This is a genomic window from Pseudomonas sp. GL_135 (genome assembly GCF_057834665.1).
In genome coordinates this window covers 4,058,714-4,073,816 of sequence record NZ_CM174408.1, presented here as the reverse complement: position 1 = coordinate 4,073,816, position 15,103 = coordinate 4,058,714, and the positions used below count along the sequence as shown (strand labels likewise).

The following is a 15,103-nucleotide window of genomic DNA, read 5'->3' as shown; positions in this document are numbered from 1 at the left end:
GCCGCAGTTTCCGTGGAAGAACCTATGAAAAGCGCAGAAATCCGTGAAGCCTTCCTTCGCTTCTTCGAAGAGCAAGGCCACACCCGAGTCGCCTCCAGCTCCCTGATCCCGGGCAACGACCCGACCCTGCTGTTCACCAACGCAGGCATGAACCAGTTCAAGGATTGCTTCCTCGGCCAGGAAAAACGGGCCTACACCCGCGCCGTGAGCAGCCAGAAGTGCGTACGCGCCGGTGGCAAGCACAACGACCTGGAAAACGTCGGCTACACCGCGCGTCACCACACCTTCTTCGAAATGCTGGGCAACTTCAGCTTCGGTGATTATTTCAAGCGCGACGCGATCACCTACGCCTGGACCTTCCTCACCGGCGTGCTGAACCTGCCCAAGGAAAAACTCTGGGTCACGGTTTACGCCTCGGACGACGAAGCCTACGACATCTGGACCAAGGAAATCGGCGTGCCGGCCGAGCGCATGGTACGCATCGGTGACAACAAAGGCGCGCCTTACGCCTCTGACAACTTCTGGACCATGGGCGACACCGGCCCGTGCGGCCCATGCACCGAGATCTTCTACGACCACGGCGCCGACATCTGGGGTGGCCCGCCGGGTTCGCCGGAAGAAGACGGCGACCGTTACATCGAGATCTGGAACAACGTGTTCATGCAGTTCAACCGTACGGCCGACGGCGTGCTGCACCCGCTGCCAGCGCCATCGGTCGACACCGGTATGGGCCTTGAGCGCGTCAGCGCCGTCCTGCAACACGTCAATTCCAACTATGAAATCGACCTGTTCCAGAGCCTGCTGGCCGCTGCTGCAAAAGCCATCGGTTGCAGCAACGACAATCAGGCGTCCCTGAAAGTCGTCGCCGACCACATCCGCTCCTGCGGCTTCCTGATTGCCGACGGCGTACTGCCGTCCAACGAAGGCCGCGGCTACGTGCTGCGCCGCATCATTCGTCGTGCCTGCCGTCACGGCAACAAGCTGGGCGCCAAGGGCAGCTTCTTCTACCAGATCGTCGCTGCACTGGTCGCCGAAATGGGCGAAGCCTTCCCCGAGCTGAAGAACCAGCAGGCGCACATCGAGCGCGTGCTGAAGGCTGAAGAAGAGCAGTTCGCCAAGACCCTGGAGCAGGGCTTGAAGATCCTCGAGCAGGATCTCGCCGAACTCAAGGGCGCCATCGTCCCCGGCGACGTGGTCTTCAAGCTGTACGACACCTACGGTTTCCCGATGGACCTGACCGGCGACATCGCCCGCGAACGCAACCTGACCCTCGACGAGGCCGGTTTCGAGCGTGAGATGGACGCCCAGCGTGAACGCGCGCGTTCCGCCAGTTCCTTCGGCATGGACTACAACAGCCTGGTCAAGGTTGACGTGGCCACGCAGTTCACCGGTTACAAAGCCACCGCAGGCGAGGCCAAGGTCGTCGCCCTGTACAAAGACGGCCTCGCGGTCGAGCAATTGAGTGAAGGCGAGGACGGCGTGGTCATCCTCGACCAGACCCCGTTCTACGCAGAGTCCGGCGGCCAGATTGGCGACAGCGGTTACCTGACCGTGGGCGATGCGCGCTTCGACGTGAGCGACACCACCAAGACCGGCGGCGCGTTCCTGCACCACGGCGTTCAAGTGTCGGGCAGCCTGAAAGTCGGCACCACCGTCAGCACCGAAGTTGCCGCCGAAGTGCGCCAGGCCACTTCGCTGAACCACTCCGCCACGCACCTGCTGCACGCTGCATTGCGCCAAGTGCTGGGCGATCACGTCCAGCAGAAAGGCTCGTTGGTCGACAGTCAGCGCCTGCGTTTCGACTTCAGCCACTTCGAAGCCATCAAGCCCGAGCAGATCAAGGCGCTTGAAGACATCGTCAACGCCGAAGTGCGCAAGAACACCGCCGTCGAAACTGAAGAAACCGACATCGAGACCGCCAAGCAGAAGGGCGCCATGGCGCTGTTCGGCGAGAAGTACGGCGACAACGTCCGCGTGCTGAGCATGGGCGGCGGTTTCTCGGTCGAGCTGTGCGGCGGCATTCACGCCAACCGCACCGGCGACATCGCGCTGTTCAAGATCATCAGCGAAAGCGGTGTGGCCGCCGGCGTGCGCCGTATCGAAGCGGTGACCGGCGCCGTGGCACTGGAATACTTGAACGCGGCTGAAGAACAACTGAAGGAAGCCGCGAACCTGGTCAAAGGCAATCGTGACAACGTTCTGGACAAGCTGTCGGCGGTGCTGGAGCGCAATCGTCTGCTGGAAAAGCAACTGGAACAACTGCAGGCCAAGGCGGCCAGTGCTGCGGGCGACGATCTGTCGGGCTCGGCAGTGGACGTCAAAGGCGTCAAGGTTCTCGCTGCCCGCCTCGACGGTCAGGATGGCAAGGCGCTGCTGGCCCTGGTTGATCAATTGAAGAACAAGCTCGGCCGCGCAGTGATCCTGCTCGGCGGGGTGCATGAAGACAAGGTCGTGCTGGTGGCAGGCGTCACCAAAGACCTGACTGGCCAACTCAAAGCCGGTGATTTGATGAAGCAGGCGGCTGCCGCAGTAGGCGGTAAAGGCGGCGGTCGTCCTGACATGGCGCAAGGCGGCGGTGTTGATGCTGCCGGACTCGAAGCAGCGCTGGCACTGGCTGTTCCGTTCGCCGAGCAAGGTATTTAAGTCGACCCACCCGGGGCCCGTCATTCGGGCTCCGGCGCTTCGCGGTTTGAATGATAACGGGCGCCCTTCATGGGCTGAGGCGGCTTTGAGATGGCTTTAATCGTACAAAAGTTTGGCGGCACCTCGGTGGGCTCGGTCGAGCGCATCGAACAGGTGGCCGACAAGGTCAAGAAATTCCGTGATGCGGGCGATGATCTGGTGGTGGTGCTTTCGGCCATGAGCGGCGAAACCAATCGCCTGATCGAACTGGCCCGGCAAATCAGCGACCAACCGGTGCCACGCGAGCTGGACGTCATCGTGTCCACCGGCGAGCAGGTCACTATCGCACTGCTGGCCATGGCGCTGATCAAGCGCGGCGTTCCGGCTGTGTCGTATACCGGCAATCAGGTTCGCATCCTCACCGACAGCGCCCATAACAAGGCACGCATTCTGCAGATCGACGATCAGAAGATCCGCGCCGACCTGAAGGCCGGTCGTGTGGTGGTGGTCGCCGGATTCCAGGGCGTCGATGAAGACGGCAATATCACGACCCTGGGTCGTGGCGGGTCCGACACCACCGGGGTGGCCCTGGCTGCGGCATTGAAAGCCGATGAATGCCAGATCTACACCGACGTCGATGGCGTCTATACGACGGACCCGCGCGTAGTTTCGCAGGCCCAGCGTCTGGACAAGATCACCTTCGAAGAAATGCTGGAGATGGCGAGCCTGGGCTCCAAGGTCCTGCAGATCCGCGCGGTCGAGTTCGCCGGCAAGTACAACGTCCCGCTGCGCGTACTGCACAGCTTCAAGGAGGGTCCAGGCACCCTCATTACCATTGATGAAGAGGAATCCATGGAACAGCCGATCATTTCGGGCATCGCCTTCAACCGCGACGAAGCCAAGCTGACCATCCGTGGCGTGCCAGACACCCCGGGCGTTGCGTTCAAGATTCTCGGTCCTATTAGCGGCGCGAACATCGAAGTCGACATGATCGTGCAGAACGTTTCGCACGATAACACCACCGATTTCACCTTCACTGTGCACCGCAATGATTACCAGGCCGCGCTGCAGGTTCTGCAGGACACGGCCAACGAAATCGGCGCCCGTGAAGTCATTGGCGACACCAAGATCGCCAAGGTTTCCATCGTTGGTGTCGGCATGCGTTCCCATGCCGGTGTTGCCAGCCGCATGTTCGAAGCGCTGGCCAAGGAGAGCATCAACATTCAGATGATCTCGACGTCCGAAATCAAGGTCTCGGTGGTGATCGAAGAGAAGTACCTGGAACTGGCCGTACGCGCACTGCATACCGCTTTCGAACTCGACGCACCGCGTCAGGGCGAGTAAGTCTTGGGCAGGAGGCCCGGTTTCGGCCGCGCCTTTTGCGGGTGGATGTGCGAGAGTCGCTATTCTTTTTCCGGCGCTGGTCGATACTGAGGCATGGACCTGCGGCCGCTTCCGGCCGGGATCATGCTGTTTGTCTGTGCAGACTGTAGTCCCTTGAATGTAAGCCGTAAGGAGATAGGTATGCTGATTCTGACTCGCCGGTGCGCGGAAAGTCTGATCATTGGTGATGGTGAAGTCACCGTGACCGTGCTCGGCGTAAAAGGCAATCAAGTACGGATTGGGGTCAACGCGCCCAAGGAAGTAGCTGTTCACCGCGAAGAGATTTACCTGCGTATAAAGAAAGAGAAGGACGAAGAACCAAGCCATTAATTTTTATTGAATTTTTGGTTTGCAAACGGGGAAAAGGGTGGTTATTATACGCCCCGTGTTGCGGAGAGCTGGCCGAGTGGCCGAAGGCGCTCCCCTGCTAAGGGAGTACACCTCAAAAGGGTGTCGGGGGTTCGAATCCCCCGTTCTCCGCCATTATTTGCGTAGTACGTTGTAATCTGGCTTGATCGGTAAGTTGTTGAATTTACTAGAAAAAGTGCTTGACCAAGAGATTTGACGGCCTATAATGCGCGGCAACAAATGCACTCGTAGCTCAGCTGGATAGAGTACTCGGCTACGAACCGAGCGGTCACAGGTTCGAATCCTGTCGAGTGCACCATTTAAGCGTTGTTTGTAGTGATACGAACATCAGTCTTAAGTTAGAAAGAGCCTGGCTTCAACAGGTCTTCGGAAGCACCACTCACTTCCAGAAGTAAAATGCGATGCCCAGAGGTGAACTGGTTTAAAAAGCGCCATCTGCACTCGTAGCTCAGCTGGATAGAGTACTCGGCTACGAACCGAGCGGTCACAGGTTCGAATCCTGTCGAGTGCACCATAAAACGAAAAGCCCGCATGCAAATGCGGGCTTTTTGCTTTCTAGCGTTTGCCTTTTACACAGCCGTGCTCATCGAATGACACCTGTCGGCTGCGTCCCTTCTTTTCCTCATACACATATCGGACTTCAGCGTTCCGGCTGATGATCTTGTCCGGTCGTCCGAGCAAATTTTCCACATCACGTTTGCTCATCCCCGTTGGCGTCTGCCGATTGATGATTGCCTTGCGGCGCTGCTCTGCGCTCAGGATATTTCCGCAACCATCATCGCGCTGACCCACGACCACCACCTCCCGGCTTTTGCGATCTTTCGTCACCTCCGCTTTTGAAGTTGGAGGAGGGGGTGTGAAAGTCATGCCTGATGCCGGGTTGATACCCTGTGGCGTTGTCGTTTGGCCGCTGGGGCAGCTCAGCGTGGTAAAGGTCACGCTGCCGCTTTGATCCTGGCAGCGATTGACGGTGGAGGCACCTGCGCCGAGTGGCGAAAGCAGTAGCAGGGTGATGAAGAGCTTTTCAGTGTTCAGCGGCATCGCGACGTCCTCCCTGGCCTGTGTCCGCAAAGGGTAGCGATGAGGATTTCTCACGGCGAGCGAGTTTTGTTCGCCGGATGTGACCGCGCGATATCAGGGACTCGGACAACGGTTAGGGATGCGATGCAACCGATTGTTTCAGGTTGAATTTTTAGCCTCCCGTCACGGCAAGCGGTGTATGATTGCGCCCGTCAGCCCCGCCGGGGCTTGTGGACTACCTCCATGGACTTACCCAGTAGCAACTCAATACTAAGTTTCACCAATCAAGAATCGACTGATTGATCTTCTGGCGGGTTCCACTGCTGGGAGTGGAGTTCGCCTATGACCCAAATCGAAGTAAAAAAGACGCAGGAAAGCCTTCAGGATCGTCTCGCCCAAGTCATCGACTTGCTGCAGCGTCAGCGCATCGTCGAAGACCTGACACACCGTCAGGAAGGCCAGCACCAGGATCGTGTCGAAAACCTCGTTCACCGGCAGAACCTCGTCGAGCTGCAGCGTAAGCTCGACGATCTGCACTCTGCCGACGTTGCCTACATCCTCGAAGCACTTCCCCTCGAAGACCGTCTGACGGTCTGGCAGCTGGTGAAGGCCGAGCGTGACGGCGACATCCTTCTCGAAGTGTCCGACTCCGTTCGGGAAACCCTGATCGCCGACATGGACGATCATGAGCTGCTGGCCGCCGCCAAGGAAATGGACGCCGACGAGCTCGCCGACCTTGCTCCAGAGCTGCCGCGCGATGTCGTCCACGAGCTGATGGAGGCGCTGGACAGTCAGCAGCGCGAGCGCGTGCGCTCTGCTCTGTCCTACGACGAGGAGCAGGTCGGCGCCCTGATGGACTTCGAGATGGTGACCATCCGTGAGGATGTCAGCCTGGAAGTCGTTCTGCGTTATCTGCGCCGTCTCAAAGAGCTGCCCGGCCACACCGACAAGCTGTTTGTGGTCGATTCCGATGGCGTGCTCAAGGGCGTGCTGCCCATCAAGCGTCTGCTGGTTAACGACCCCGAAAAGCAGGTGTCGGAGGTCATGGCCAGCGACCCGGTGAGCTTCCATCCTGACGGCGATGCATATGAAGCCGCCCAGGCGTTCGAGCGTTACGACTTGATTTCCTCCCCGGTGGTCGACAAGAACGGCAAGCTCATCGGCCGTCTGACCATCGATGAAATGGTCGACCTCATTCGCGAGGAGAGCGAGACCGAAGTGCTCAACATGGCGGGTCTGCGCGAAGAAGAAGACATCTTCGCGTCGGTCTGGCGTTCGCTGCGCAACCGCTGGTCCTGGCTGGCGGTCAACTTGATTACAGCCTTTCTCGCCTCGCGTGTGATCGGCCTGTTCGAAGGCTCCATCGAGAAGCTGGTGGCGCTGGCGGCATTGATGCCGATCGTGGCGGGGATTGGGGGTAACTCGGGCAATCAGACCATCACCATGATCGTTAGGGCCATGGCTCTTGATCAGGTCAACACCGGCAACACCTCACGCCTGATGCGCAAAGAGCTGGCCGTTGCGCTCATCAACGGTCTGGTGTGGGGCGGGGTGATAGGGATCGTTGCTTATCTTCTCTACAACAGTTGGTCCCTTGGGGTGGTGATGACCGTCGCCATGACATTGAATCTGCTATTGGCGGCGTTGATGGGTGTGCTGATCCCGATGACCCTGGCGCGGCTCGGGCGCGATCCGGCCATGGGCGCCAGTGTAATGATCACGGCCATGACGGACAGTGGCGGATTCTTTATCTTTCTCGGCCTGGCGACCGTGTTTTTGCTTTGACCTCATCGCCTCAATCGAAACCGCCTTCAGGGCGGTTTTTTAATGCGCGCAGACAAGGTATTAACCGAATTTCAGGTACAAAAAAGCCAGCGGTGCGCTGGCTTTTAAGTCTCTGACTTGCGCGACTTATTCGTCGTCGTTTGCCAGGCTAGTGTCATGTGCAATCAGGGAAACCAGCGCGTTCTGTTGGCGATGAGCCAACTGACGGAAGCGCTGCAACAGCTCACGTTCGTGAAGCGAAAGCTCCGGGCTGTCCAGACGCAGACTTGGCTCATCACCCAGCGCGCCTTCTTGAATCAGGCTCTGCTCAATACGCGCAATGATTTCCGAGTTCATGCTGCGATGGTGCTGTTTGGCGACGTCCGCAATACGCTCGCGCATGCCTTCCGGTAGACGAACTACGAACTTGTCAGCTGTGCGACTGGAATAATTGGCCTGTTTCATAGGGCTCATATATTTAACCGAATTAGTTCAAAGAGAGAGGCGGTTCTTGCATTAGGCCGCGAGATGTCATGCTCTGACTGTCTTTTAGACGAAATGTTCAACCAGCCCGCATAAAGGACCGACATCCTGCATCAATACGTCGAATCCTTGGCGTCAAATGTGTGACAAATATTGAACTAGATAAAGGCTTTTAGCCAGCACCAATTATCCGAATTGCGTGCTGGTTTGCAAAGTGAAAAGACCAATGGCCTGACAGTGCTGGGTCAGCGCCGTGATGGCTATCTGTCTCCAGCGTAGTGGGAGAGTGAGCAAAATACGAGGAGGGAGTGAATAAAAAGACGAAGGGTCGGCTGCGGCGTGACCGCTTTGCATACGCCTCGGCCGCCTTGAAGACGGCGATTCTCCTTGCAAACAGACCGGCGTGGGCCTGGCAAGGCGTCAGGGCTTGGCCTGCCGCAAGATCGGGTCGAACTTGATCCGGCGCCCTACGAAGAGTGCTGCAACGAACAGGCTGGCAAAAACGCCTGCCGCGGCTTTTGCCAAGGTGCTCATGGTTTCCATCGAAGGCACCAGTAGCTGGTCTGCGGCAAGGGCCATCAGGGCCAGGATCAGGAATGAAATTGCTGCTTTGGACATGGTTGCTCTCTATGGTTGCTCTCTGGGAGAGAGCTCATCGAACTCTTTGAAACTACCGATCAGCGATTTTTTCAGAATACCCAACGGTCCTGGCGGTTGACGGATACCGCCTCGTCACTGTCATTAGCCAGAATAGCGTCAGTGCCTTGGCTCGGCATGGCTGCGAATCTGGGAGCTTGCTGCAAGAGGTAATGAGGCTGCGCCTGTATGGCGACGTTCTCTGACCCGACCGCCGCTGACTTGCTGCCATCATCCTGGAAGTGGAAGGCGACCAATGCGACAAGCGCGGCAGCGTTAAGCAGGGACAGGGTCATGTTCATCTCGGGTACCTTCGCAGGGATGGCGTACAGAAGGGTAATTTGCGAAGAAAGGTATTGCAGCCTGCATGCCAATCTCGAACATGAATAAAACCCACATAAATCAATAGCTTAGGGCTTATTTGGCGAATTGTAGGGTTGCGTTTTGCAATATGGCCTATTGCCGTCGTTGCATTCTGCACGATGGCCCTTCGATGTGACGGACAGCCAGCGGCCTACAGCTCCCGTTGATAATGACGACATGACAAGCATGCGCCTTGCCGTTAAGATGCACGCCGTCCGTTTTAGTGTCCTCTTAGTTCAACGGATAGAACGAGCCCCTCCTAAGGGCTAGATGCAGGTTCGATTCCTGCAGGGGACATATCTGATCCATCTCCATTCCCGCCAGAACACCGTTCCTTCCCGGTAACGCGTCCCGGCCGCCGGCCATTCAAACCCATCTGTCATTCATGCCTGCGTGCTCGCTTGAGCGTGCTGATCTGCATACCAGCGATTGCGACCATTATTTTTCGCGTAGTAGAGATAGGCATCTGCCGCTTTGATCATGCCGGCGGGGGTCGTGTCTTCCTGCGCAGGAAACCTGACTGTGACGCCGGCGCTTGCGGTGACGATTCGCTCAGGATGATCGGCATGTTCCAGCGCGAGCCCACGGATAGCCTGCAGGATGTCCTCCGCAAGACGCCCTGCACCTTGGATGTCAGTGTCCGGGAGCAATATCGTGAATTCCTCTCCGCCGTAACGAACGGCGAGGTCCGCAGGGCGTTTCAGCACGCCGCTGATGGCCTGAGCGACCTGCTGGAGGCAGTCGTCACCCGCGCCGTGGCCGTAGCGATCGTTGAAGCGCTTGAAGTAATCGATGTCGAGCATGATCAGGGCAAGCGGGTAGCGCTGACGTTTCGCGCGCCCGATTTCGCTGTGGAGTGCCATGTCGAGGCGCCGGCGGTTGCCCAGCCCGGTCAGGCTGTCGGTCAGTGCCATGTCTTTGACCGCCTGGTGGGCAAGGCGTATTTCACTTTCCATGGCCATGCGGCGGCGCAGCTGGGTGAGTACGATGAAGGCAAATCCGATGAGCCCGGCAACCAGGACCAACAGCACGAGTCCGGACTTGAACAGGTCGCGACGCCACGGCCCTACGAAGGACTCTCTCGACAGCCCCGCTTCGACCACCAGCGGGTAGCTGGACAGGGCGCGGTAAGCGTACAGCCGGTACGTGCCGTCAACGATGGCTTTGACTTCCGCAACCCCTTCGTCGTCGGTCGGCAGGTAGCGTTTGAATATCTCGCTGTCGGCCAGGCTTTGCCCCACCATCGAATCCATGAAAGGGCGCCTGATCAGGATAGTGCCATCGCGCATCGCCAGGACCAGCGCACCACGATCATCAATCTTGAAGTCGCCGTAGTAATCCATGAAGTAGCTGAGCTTGATGGTGCCCAGCAGCACGCCCGCGAACGAACCGTCCGGGTTATTCAGCCGTCGGGAGACCGGGATAATCAGCTCGCCGGTGGACCGGCTCTTGACCACGTTACTGATGCGCACACGGTGATCGGTGTGGGTTCGGTGATAGTTAAAGTAATCCCGGTCTGCGTTGTTTGCAGTCTCCGGGGTGATGTCTTTGTCGGTGACGATCCATCGACCGTCGGGGCCGTAGATGAACAGCCCGTGGAGCTGAGGCATGAGCCTCGATTGCTGCACCATCAGGGCGTGAATGCGCGGAACGTTGATATTGGCCAGGCCGTCGCCTTCGACCCGCTCACCCAGGGCGTACGTCAGGATGTCGACCTGCCTGATGGCGTCCTCAGCGTGCTGCGCCGTGGCACGGGCCAGATTGGTGACCGAGTCCCGGGCGAAGTCGTACGCGTGGTTGTAGTCGCGCCAGGCGCGCCACCCCTCCACCGAGATGAACGTCAGCAGCACCAGAATCATGAAAGCAAGGGTCAGGCGAAACACCGCCGTGTTGCGCCCCGGGCCCAGGTCCAGCAGATCGAAGGCGCCTGACGGCGGTGGATGCTGTTCGCCTCCTGGCATGCTCGCGGTCTCCTGTGATAGGTCAGCTATGGACGCTGCCGACCGCTTTGATCAGCGCGTCTGCCATTTCTTCCGCACTCAGTTGAGGGCTCGATATGGTTTTTCGCATCGTCTCGATCGGCATGCTGGGCACTGGCGCCTCCTCGGGGCGCTGGACGAAACTCAACCCGCCGGCGTTCTTGACCGCTAACGCACCCTCTGCACCATCGGAGTCGCCGCCTGACAGCACCAGGCTGATCACTCGCTCGCGAAACACTTCGGCAGCAGTGATGAACAGGCGATCGGCGGCAGGGCGTGCAAGGTGCACCTTGGGTCCGTCGTCGAGATGAATGATCCCGGGGGAGACGATTTCCAGGTGTCGGTCAGGAGGTGCCAGGTACACGCGGCCAGGCAGCACCGGCTCGCCTTCCTCACCATAGCCTACAGGCAGCGTCGAGTAACGACCGAGCACTGAAGCCATGTAGTCGGGACCTGAAGGGAGCGTGTGAATGACGATGAGCACCGCAGCGGGGAAATCCGCCGGCAGCTTGACGAGCAGGTGCCGCAGGGCCTCGGTCGCGCCTTGTGAACCTGCGATGACGACGACATCCCTAAGCACCCGTGTGTTCGTGGCGTCCATACCTTTCTCCCTGATTGGTTCTACAGGATGGACCCAACGCAAGCGCTTGCCGTTCACTTTCACCTCATCAGCGGTCGCTGACGCTCTTCAGGCAATCCGCAAGGCCCTTGGGTGGGTGAACAGGCAATAAAAAAGCCACGAAACGCGGAGTCTCGTGGCTTTCGTGAACGGCTGCAGCGGAATCGATGCTAGCGGTCAGGCGTGCTTACAGCGCCATGTCGCTGGCGGGCTTGCTTTCAGCAGGCTTGCCTGGCGCAGCAGTGCTGGTGCCGACGCTCTGATCGAGCACAGGCGGTTTGCCCAGTTGCAGCACTTCGGCGGTGTAGTTCCACTCTTGCTGAACAGCAGCTGGCGACTCATTCAGCTTGGTGCCATAGCTCGGCACGATCTGATGGATCTTCGCTTGCCATTCAGGCGTCGCGACCTGAGTCTTGAACAGTTTTTCCAAGACGTTGAGCATGATCGGTGCAGCAGTCGACGCGCCTGGCGATGCGCCCAGCAGGGCAGCGATGGTGCCGTCCTGGGAGGAAACGACTTCGGTGCCCAGTTTCAGCACGCCGCCCTTGTCCGCGTCACGCTTGATGATCTGCACGCGCTGACCGGCTTGCCACAGGCGCCAGTCTTCTTTCTTGGCGTGCGGGAAGTATTCCTGCAACGCCTTGAAGCGGTCGTCGTCAGACAGCATCAACTGACCGGCGAGGTACTCGACCAGCGGGTACTGCTCGACGCCCACTTTGGTCATCGGCCAGAAGTTGTGGGTGGTCATGCTGCTGAACAGATCGAAGTACGAACCTTCTTTCAGGAACTTGGTGGAGAAGGTCGCGAACGGGCCAAACAGAATCACGCGTTTGCCGTCCAGCACGCGTGTGTCCAGGTGCGGAACCGACATGGGCGGGGCGCCGGTGGAGGCGATGCCGTAGGCCTTCGCCATGTGCTGCATGGCAACGGTCGGGTTCTCGGTCACCAGGAACGAACCACCAACCGGGAAGCCTGCGTAGTCCTGAGCTTCGGGAATGCCGGATTTCTGCAGCAGCTTCAATGCGCCGCCGCCTGCACCGATGAACAGGAACTTGGCGTCGGTACCGGTGGTGGTGCCGTCTTTCAGGTTCTTGTATTCAACGTGCCACGAGCCGTCGTCGTTGCGGGTGATGTCGTTGACTTCGCTGGACAGCTTCAAATCGAAGTTCGGGCGGGTCTGCAGGTACGACACGTACTGGCGGGTGACTTCACCCCAGTTGACGTCGGTGCCGATCGGCGTCCAGGTGGTCGCCAGCTTCTGCGAAGGATCACGGCCTTCCATCATCAGCGGGACCCACTTGGCGATCTGCGCCGGGTCTTCGGAATACTGCATCGGGCGGAACAGCGGGCTGGCTTGCAGCGCGTCATAACGCTTTTTCAGGAATTTGATGTTGTCATCGCCCCACACGAAGCTCATGTGCGGTGTGGTGTTGATGAACGAAGGCGGGTTCTTCAGGACGTTCTGGCGGACCTGCCAGGACAGGAACTGACGGGTGACCTGGAAGGCTTCGTTGATCTCGATGGCTTTGGAGATGTTGACCTTGCCGTCTTTGTCTTCAGGCGTGTAGTTCAGCTCGGCGAGACCGGAGTGACCGGTGCCTGCGTTGTTCCAGCCGTTGGAGCTTTCTTCGGCCACGGCGTCGAGGCGCTCGACCATTTCCATCGACCAGCTCGGCTCGAGTTCATTGAGCCAGACGCCCAGGGTCGAACTCATGATGCCGCCGCCGATCAGCAGTACATCGACTTTCTTGCTTTCTGCGGCATGGGCTTGCAGGAAGGTGGCCGAAATCGCGAGGCCCAGTAGAGCGGTGCTCGTTTTCTTGAACATCGAATCATCCAATAGATAGAAAGTTATCCGCCTGCAGCAATCGTCGCGCAACGTCCTGCGATGCCGGGCGCCAGTGTGCGGCGCGAACGTCAGACAGGCTTCGCTCTCGGAAAACGAGGAGGAAGGGTCAAGAGGCCAGTGAACAGGTCGACCTCGTGTTCTATGTCCCTCGGTGCTGTGCTTTTTATTCGATCATTGGAATCAGCAGCTTGAGTAAACATCATCCACCGCAGGACCTGGTCATCAGGTCCATCCCCTGCGGCGGGCGGGGATTGTACCCGAAATGTCATTTTCGACAAATCGGGTGTCAAATTAGTCAATACGCCATTTTGTCTCAGGGTGGCGATTGGCTGGCCGGGCGCCGAAACGCCAAGCCGGTTACAGCGTGAATTTACCGACCATGGCGTGGAACGACACGGCCAATCGCGACAGCGCCTGACTCGAGGCGCTGGTCTGGTTGGCGCCCGCCGCGGTCTGTGTCGACAAGTCCTGGATGTTCACCAGATTGCGGTCTACTTCGCGAGCCACTTGCGCCTGCTCTTCCGCGGCGCTGGCGATGACCAGGTTGCGTTCGTTCATCTGGCTGACGCCCTCGCTGATGCGTGCCAGTGCGTGGCCGGCCTCGGTCGCCAGCGACTGAGTGTGCACGGCGATTGCCTGACTCTTGCCCATGGCCTGTACGGCTTCGTCGGCGCCATTGCGCACCTTGGTGATCATCGACTCGATTTCGCCGGTGGAGGTCTGAGTGCGGTGGGCAAGGGCACGTACTTCGTCCGCCACCACCGCAAAGCCTCGGCCCTGCTCGCCAGCGCGGGCGGCTTCGATGGCGGCATTGAGTGCCAGCAGGTTGGTCTGCTCGGCGATCCCGCGGATCACGTCGAGCACTTTGGTGATATCGCGGATCTGCCCGGCCAGCGCTTCGACGCGTTGGGTCGAGTCGGTGATTTCCACGGTCATGGTATTCATCGCGGTGACAGCCTGTTGCACTTGTTGCTGGCCCTTGATGGCATCTTCGGAGGTCTGCGCAGACACCTGCGACGCGCTGGCGGCGTTGCGCGCCACTTCTTCCACTGCAGCGGTCATCTCATTGACGGCCGTGGCGGCTTGCTGGATTTCATCGTTCTGACGCATGAGCCCGCGGGTGCTGTCATCGGTGACCATGGTCAGTTCTTCAGCGGCGGACGCCAGTTGGTCCGACGCGGTGGCGATCTGCTGTACCGTGCCTTTGAGGCTGCCCTGCATGTTGGACAGCGCCTTGAGCAACTGGCCGGTTTCGTCCTGGCCGCCGACGTGGATGGGCTGGCTCAAATCTCCGCCCGCGACCCGGGTGGCGCTGGCCACCGATTGGTAGATAGGACGGGTGATCATTCGCGTGACGATCAGCCCCAACGCAATGGCGCACACCACCGCGATCAACGAACCGATGATCAGAATCCACGTCACCTGCTTGTCCGTTTCAACCCCCGCCTGGGCCTGTTCGTTGGCCTGGCGCATGTTGGATTCGATCATGAGTTTCAGTTCAGCCATGGTCTTGCGGTAGCTGGGCGTCACGCTGGTGGCTGCCAGTTTGCTGGCTTGCTCCAGGTCGCCGCTCTGCGCCACAGACAGCGCATTGAGGGCGGCGCTGATGTAAGCGGCCCAGTCGCGTTCGAAGTCATCGCCTGCGGCTTTTTCATCCGCTTCAAGCGGCGTTGAGCGATAGACCTTGAAGTCGGTCTCGGCCTGGGCCTGATTTTCTTTCAGTGACTGGATCGCCGCGTTGATGTCGTCCGGGTTGGCCTTGAGCGCGCTCAGTCCGATGGCCTTGAAAAAGTCGCGGTTGGTGGCGATGACGTTGGCCTTCACCGAATCGACTTTGGCGATCGATACCAGGTTGTCGCTTACCGTGTTTTCAAACAGCTCGTAGAGGCGGGAGATACCGCTCTGACCCAGCACGCCCACGACCACGGTGATCAGCGCACACAGGCAAAAAGCCGAAAGGAGCTTGGTCTTCAATTTCAGGTCGGTCAGCCAGGACATGGGGTGCACTCGAAGGGA

The 15,103-nt window shown here is 59.1% G+C and carries 12 protein-coding genes and 4 tRNA genes; 8 read left to right on the top strand and 8 right to left on the bottom strand.

Annotated features, from left to right (window positions below):
* Positions 1 to 24: 24 nt before the first annotated feature.
* From alaS to AC3ISG_RS18070, 6 genes are all read left to right on the top strand, one after another.
* Positions 25 to 2,643: an alanine--tRNA ligase gene (gene alaS / locus AC3ISG_RS18095; RefSeq protein WP_122624638.1), complete on the top strand. Its 2,619-nt coding sequence runs from the start codon at positions 25 to 27 to the stop codon at positions 2,641 to 2,643.
* A gap of 90 nt (positions 2,644 to 2,733) precedes the next feature.
* The gene (locus AC3ISG_RS18090; RefSeq protein ID WP_489297609.1) at positions 2,734 to 3,966 is read left to right on the top strand and encodes an aspartate kinase; all 1,233 of its coding nucleotides are present in this window, start codon (positions 2,734 to 2,736) and stop codon (positions 3,964 to 3,966) included.
* Between the two features lie 180 nt (positions 3,967 to 4,146).
* Positions 4,147 to 4,335 carry a carbon storage regulator CsrA gene (gene csrA, locus AC3ISG_RS18085; RefSeq protein ID WP_122537560.1) on the top strand — a complete coding sequence of 63 codons (189 nt, stop codon included), beginning with the start codon at positions 4,147 to 4,149 and terminating at the stop codon, positions 4,333 to 4,335.
* 62 nt (positions 4,336 to 4,397) lie between these two features.
* Positions 4,398 to 4,488 (top strand) — tRNA-Ser (locus tag AC3ISG_RS18080).
* A 107-nt stretch (positions 4,489 to 4,595) separates the two neighbouring features.
* Positions 4,596 to 4,672 (top strand) — tRNA-Arg (locus AC3ISG_RS18075).
* 139 nt (positions 4,673 to 4,811) lie between these two features.
* Positions 4,812 to 4,888 (top strand) — tRNA-Arg (locus AC3ISG_RS18070).
* 41 nt (positions 4,889 to 4,929) lie between these two features.
* Here the strand turns inward: AC3ISG_RS18070 and AC3ISG_RS18065 are convergent.
* The gene (locus AC3ISG_RS18065; RefSeq protein WP_489297608.1) at positions 4,930 to 5,415 is read right to left on the bottom strand and encodes a DUF4124 domain-containing protein; all 486 of its coding nucleotides are present in this window, start codon (positions 5,413 to 5,415) and stop codon (positions 4,930 to 4,932) included.
* A 321-nt stretch (positions 5,416 to 5,736) separates the two neighbouring features.
* Here AC3ISG_RS18065 and mgtE point away from each other — a divergent pair, with 321 nt between their 5' ends.
* A complete protein-coding gene (gene mgtE, locus AC3ISG_RS18060; protein WP_122537562.1) occupies positions 5,737 to 7,179 on the top strand; it encodes a magnesium transporter in 1,443 nt (480 codons plus the stop codon).
* Positions 7,180 to 7,305: 126 nt separating this feature from the next.
* On the opposite strand, the gene AC3ISG_RS18055 is transcribed toward mgtE, so the two are convergent.
* The 3 genes from AC3ISG_RS18055 to AC3ISG_RS18045 form a co-directional block, all read right to left on the bottom strand.
* Positions 7,306 to 7,632: an Arc family DNA-binding protein gene (locus tag AC3ISG_RS18055; RefSeq protein WP_065986187.1), complete on the bottom strand. Its 327-nt coding sequence runs from the start codon at positions 7,630 to 7,632 to the stop codon at positions 7,306 to 7,308.
* A gap of 429 nt (positions 7,633 to 8,061) precedes the next feature.
* A complete protein-coding gene (locus AC3ISG_RS18050; RefSeq protein WP_122537563.1) occupies positions 8,062 to 8,259 on the bottom strand; it encodes a PA3371 family protein in 198 nt (65 codons plus the stop codon).
* Between the two features lie 71 nt (positions 8,260 to 8,330).
* The gene (locus tag AC3ISG_RS18045; RefSeq protein ID WP_489297607.1) at positions 8,331 to 8,579 is read right to left on the bottom strand and encodes a hypothetical protein; all 249 of its coding nucleotides are present in this window, start codon (positions 8,577 to 8,579) and stop codon (positions 8,331 to 8,333) included.
* A 286-nt stretch (positions 8,580 to 8,865) separates the two neighbouring features.
* On the opposite strand from AC3ISG_RS18045, the gene AC3ISG_RS18040 reads away from it, so the two are divergent.
* Positions 8,866 to 8,937, top strand: a tRNA-Arg gene (locus tag AC3ISG_RS18040).
* An 86-nt stretch (positions 8,938 to 9,023) separates the two neighbouring features.
* On the opposite strand, the gene AC3ISG_RS18035 is transcribed toward AC3ISG_RS18040, so the two are convergent.
* The 4 genes from AC3ISG_RS18035 to AC3ISG_RS18020 form a co-directional block, all read right to left on the bottom strand.
* A complete protein-coding gene (locus AC3ISG_RS18035; RefSeq protein ID WP_489297606.1) occupies positions 9,024 to 10,601 on the bottom strand; it encodes a sensor domain-containing diguanylate cyclase in 1,578 nt (525 codons plus the stop codon).
* Positions 10,602 to 10,623: 22 nt separating this feature from the next.
* Complete coding sequence (locus tag AC3ISG_RS18030; protein WP_122624641.1) at positions 10,624 to 11,220, bottom strand: chemotaxis protein CheB; 597 nt, start codon at positions 11,218 to 11,220, stop codon at positions 10,624 to 10,626.
* 205 nt (positions 11,221 to 11,425) lie between these two features.
* Positions 11,426 to 13,066: a malate dehydrogenase (quinone) gene (gene mqo, locus AC3ISG_RS18025; protein WP_489297605.1), complete on the bottom strand. Its 1,641-nt coding sequence runs from the start codon at positions 13,064 to 13,066 to the stop codon at positions 11,426 to 11,428.
* 378 nt (positions 13,067 to 13,444) lie between these two features.
* Positions 13,445 to 15,085, bottom strand: a complete 1,641-nt coding sequence (locus tag AC3ISG_RS18020) for a HAMP domain-containing methyl-accepting chemotaxis protein (RefSeq protein WP_122624643.1) — start codon at positions 15,083 to 15,085, stop codon at positions 13,445 to 13,447.
* Positions 15,086 to 15,103 lie beyond the last annotated feature (18 nt).